Origin of the sequence: Parabacteroides sp. AF27-14 (genome assembly GCF_003635425.1) — a bacterium.
Lineage (GTDB): Bacteria > Bacteroidota > Bacteroidia > Bacteroidales > Tannerellaceae > Parabacteroides > Parabacteroides distasonis.
Map to the genome: position 1 here is coordinate 4,035 of NZ_QTLZ01000048.1, position 3,327 is coordinate 7,361.

The following is a 3,327-nucleotide window of genomic DNA, read 5'->3' on the forward strand; positions in this document are numbered from 1 at the left end:
GCCATACCCAGCTGAGGGAGGTGAATATAGAGGATTTACTGCCCCGTGATAAGATCGAGATAGACTTGGAGGCGGTGAGGAAGCAGCTTACCGGTAAGCGGATTCTGATAACAGGAGCCGCCGGAAGTATCGGTAGTGAGATCGTGCGGCAGGTAGCCCAGTTCGCCCCGGAACGTATGGTCTTGATAGATCAGGCGGAGACTCCCTTACACGATGTCCGCTTGATGATGGCTCGTGGGTGGCCGGATATAGAATCCTATACGGTTGTGAGCGATATTTGTGTACGTGAACGCATGGAGGAATTGTTCGAGGAGCATCGTCCGGATTACGTGTTTCATGCCGCGGCTTACAAGCATGTACCTATGATGGAGGATAATCCGGAGGAGAGTGTCCGCAACAACGTGGACGGTACCCGGGTGATCGCAGACTTGGCGGTGAAATATGGCACGAGGAAGTTTGTGATGGTATCGACCGACAAGGCGGTGAATCCCACGAACGTGATGGGCTGCTCGAAACGTATTTGCGAGATCTACGTGCAGAGCTTGGATCAGGCTATCAAGGATGGGAAGGTGAGGGGGCGTACGCAATTCGTGACGACTCGTTTCGGTAATGTGCTGGGATCGAATGGTTCCGTGATCCCGTTATTCAAGGAACAGATCAAGCGGGGCGGTCCGGTTACGGTGACGCACAAGGATATCATTCGTTTCTTCATGCTGATACCGGAGGCTTGTAAGCTAGTCCTAGAGGCCGGTACGATGGGTAATGGGGGCGAGATCTTCGTGTTCGATATGGGTAAACCTGTACGGATCGTGGATCTGGCTGAGCGTATGATCCGTCTGAGCGGGGTGAAGGGAATCGAGATCCGGTTCACGGGATTGCGAGACGGGGAGAAGTTGTATGAGGAGGTACTCAATGAGGATGAGACCTCCAAGCCTACTTTTCATCCGAAGATCAAGATCGCCCAAGTCCGTGCGTATGATTATGCTGACGCCAATCTGCGGATTGATGCCTTGGTACGTGCTTGTGTCGTGGAGGGGGATATGCAGATCGTGAAGCGGATGAAGGAGATCGTTCCTGAGTTCAAGAGCCAGCATTCTAAATATGAGGTGTTGGATGAATAGAGCGAAATAAAAAGTAAATTATGGATTTATCCGTGAGGGCCTATGCTATTAATGTTGATTTAAATATAGCGTCAAAAAAGAAGAGCCTCCCCAGAGGCATTTGCAAGAAAAGAGAAGGAACCATGTGGGTTTTGTGATGAAAAGATAGGATGATAGAGATTTTGTAGAATCGATATAAGGTCAAGGTTTTGTACCGGTCTTCTTTTCCCGTAAAGGGATTTAGAAGGCCGGTTCTGTTTTTATATATGTGTTTGAAAATCCGTATGTAAGTACGGTGTCCGGCCATATGCGGCGCAGGGATAAACATTCCCCCTGCGTTCGCATGATGAAAAAGATCTATGAACGTTTGAGAGAGAGATTGGGGCATAAGCCCACGGTGAAGAATTTTGACGCGTTCTTGGTAACGTTGGGGCCGGATGAGCGGGAGTCTTGGAAAATGGATGTGTGTAGTTTGGGATATGGAGATTATTATAGGAAGATGCCCGGGGCGTACCGTAAATTTATCCGGAAGTATATGGAGCATGACCGGGAGTGCGAACGGTGTTATATACGTAAGTATACGGTGCGTGGTGATTTGTTGTATTCCCCATTTCGTCCGGAACTCTTGTTGGAGCTAGTGAAACTCGTGGAGTTTACGGATCGAGAGACCCCTCCTTCCTCCTTGGAGATGGCCTCTTGCCTGTTGATGGGGTTTGATTTTCCGGACTCGGTGCGTAGCTTGGCTTCTCATTTGCGAGAGGCGGGGCATTCTGCGGAAGCAGTCTTGGTGCTTGCCGGAAAGAGGGAGGTGACGGATGAGTTTTAAAAGAGATATGGATTTGAATGTTAGTTAAGAATAGCAGGTTTTTGTTGTCTTTGAAAAGGGGAATTTTTGGGCTTTTTTATTTTTAATTAGTTGTATATTACTTGTTTGATGGATAAAACTACGGACGTTCGTCTCTTCTGGGCCATCTTACCTTTGTGTCGTGCTCCATAAGGGGTATATAACCATAAAAATTAAAAGATATGGCACAAGGTTTTAAGTTGGTGTTGCGTCCGTCGAAGCCGGGTGAGAAGGATTCAGAGAAAAAGTTTTATGCGGTGTCGAAAACGAATGGTACCTCTAGTATGAAAACGCTATGTAAGTTGATCTCGGCACGTAGTACGGTGTCGTCGGCAGATGTGAAGGCGGTATTGGATAACCTTAATTTCGTATTAGATATGGAACTTCAGGAGGGGCGTATCGTAAAGTTCGGCGATTTCGGGAGTTTTCGGATCTCGGTGAGTAGTGATGGTGTAACAGATAAAAAGGATTTCAATTCGAGTATGCTGCGCCCGCCGCGTATCATTTTCACTCCGGGAGGTGAGTTGAAGGATACGAAGAAGACACTGGAGTACTCACGGATCTCCCAAGATGGTGCCACTGCGGAGGCTGGTGGCTCTGATAGTGATAGCCCGAGTGAGATTTAACGTGCAACTGGTAATGGCCGTGCTGCTTTGCGTGGCCGGCCTTGCCTTAGTATTCTGTGGTTTTTGGGTGGCTCCTTCCGGTGAGATAGATAACAGCGTGCTGGTCGCATTTGGGGAGATCTGTACGTTTGCCGGTGCGTTGTTTGGGGTGGACTACTCTTATAAATTGAAAATTAAGGATTGAAAATTGAAAATTTGAGTTAAGATGGAAAAGGATGAGAAGAGATTGACAGAGCATTTTCGTATGGACGAGTTTGTTTATAGTGCGATGGCGGTGGAACTTGGACTTAATAATGCGTTACCTTCGGAGGTAATACCGGCGATACGGAATCTAACGGTACGGTTGTTGGAACCTTTGCGTATATATCATCGACAGCCTATGTATATCATGAGTGGCTATCGAAGCGAAGAGTTAAACCGATTGTTGGGAGGTGCCCCTAGCTCGCAACATATGAAGGGGGAGGCGGTAGACATTTACACGGTGGATCGCAACCGACTATTGGAGGACTTGGTGGCAAGCTGTCTGAATTTTGATCAGGCGATCCTTTATCGTACGAAGGGATTCATACATCTTTCATTAAAAAAACATGGGGTGAACAGAAAACAGATTTTATTTAAATAGGAGGGGGTATGAGTGGATTTAGGAAAAAAGGATACTATATATTGTGTTTTATCGTACGTACATTATATAACTTGTTAAGTCTTGAAAAAAAGCCTAAAAAATAATGCCCGATAAATTTGGACCGTATGTTTTATA

Annotated in this window: 5 protein-coding genes; all 5 read left to right on the forward strand. The window is 46.7% G+C overall.

Annotated elements, in window-relative coordinates; all coding sequences use genetic code 11:
- Nucleotides 1-1,121 (forward strand): UDP-N-acetylglucosamine 4,6-dehydratase family protein (locus tag DWY79_RS22090; RefSeq protein ID WP_147431815.1); only part of this gene is annotated, 1,121 nt, incomplete at its 5' end.
- Nucleotides 1,122-1,467: 346 nt separating this feature from the next.
- Nucleotides 1,468-1,926, forward strand: a complete 459-nt coding sequence (locus tag DWY79_RS22095) for a hypothetical protein (protein ID WP_230319706.1) — start codon at nucleotides 1,468-1,470, stop codon at nucleotides 1,924-1,926.
- Between the two features lie 200 nt (nucleotides 1,927-2,126).
- Nucleotides 2,127-2,570 carry an HU family DNA-binding protein gene (locus tag DWY79_RS22100; RefSeq protein ID WP_008774393.1) on the forward strand — a complete coding sequence of 148 codons (444 nt, stop codon included), beginning with the start codon at nucleotides 2,127-2,129 and terminating at the stop codon, nucleotides 2,568-2,570.
- Nucleotides 2,560-2,754: a hypothetical protein gene (locus DWY79_RS22515; protein ID WP_140394020.1), complete on the forward strand. Its 195-nt coding sequence runs from the start codon at nucleotides 2,560-2,562 to the stop codon at nucleotides 2,752-2,754. Before DWY79_RS22100 ends, DWY79_RS22515 begins: the two co-directional genes overlap by 11 nt.
- A 21-nt stretch (nucleotides 2,755-2,775) precedes the next feature.
- The gene (locus tag DWY79_RS22105) at nucleotides 2,776-3,192 is read left to right on the forward strand and encodes a D-Ala-D-Ala carboxypeptidase family metallohydrolase (protein ID WP_009018668.1); all 417 of its coding nucleotides are present in this window, start codon (nucleotides 2,776-2,778) and stop codon (nucleotides 3,190-3,192) included.
- The last annotated feature ends 135 nt before the right edge of the window (nucleotides 3,193-3,327 follow it).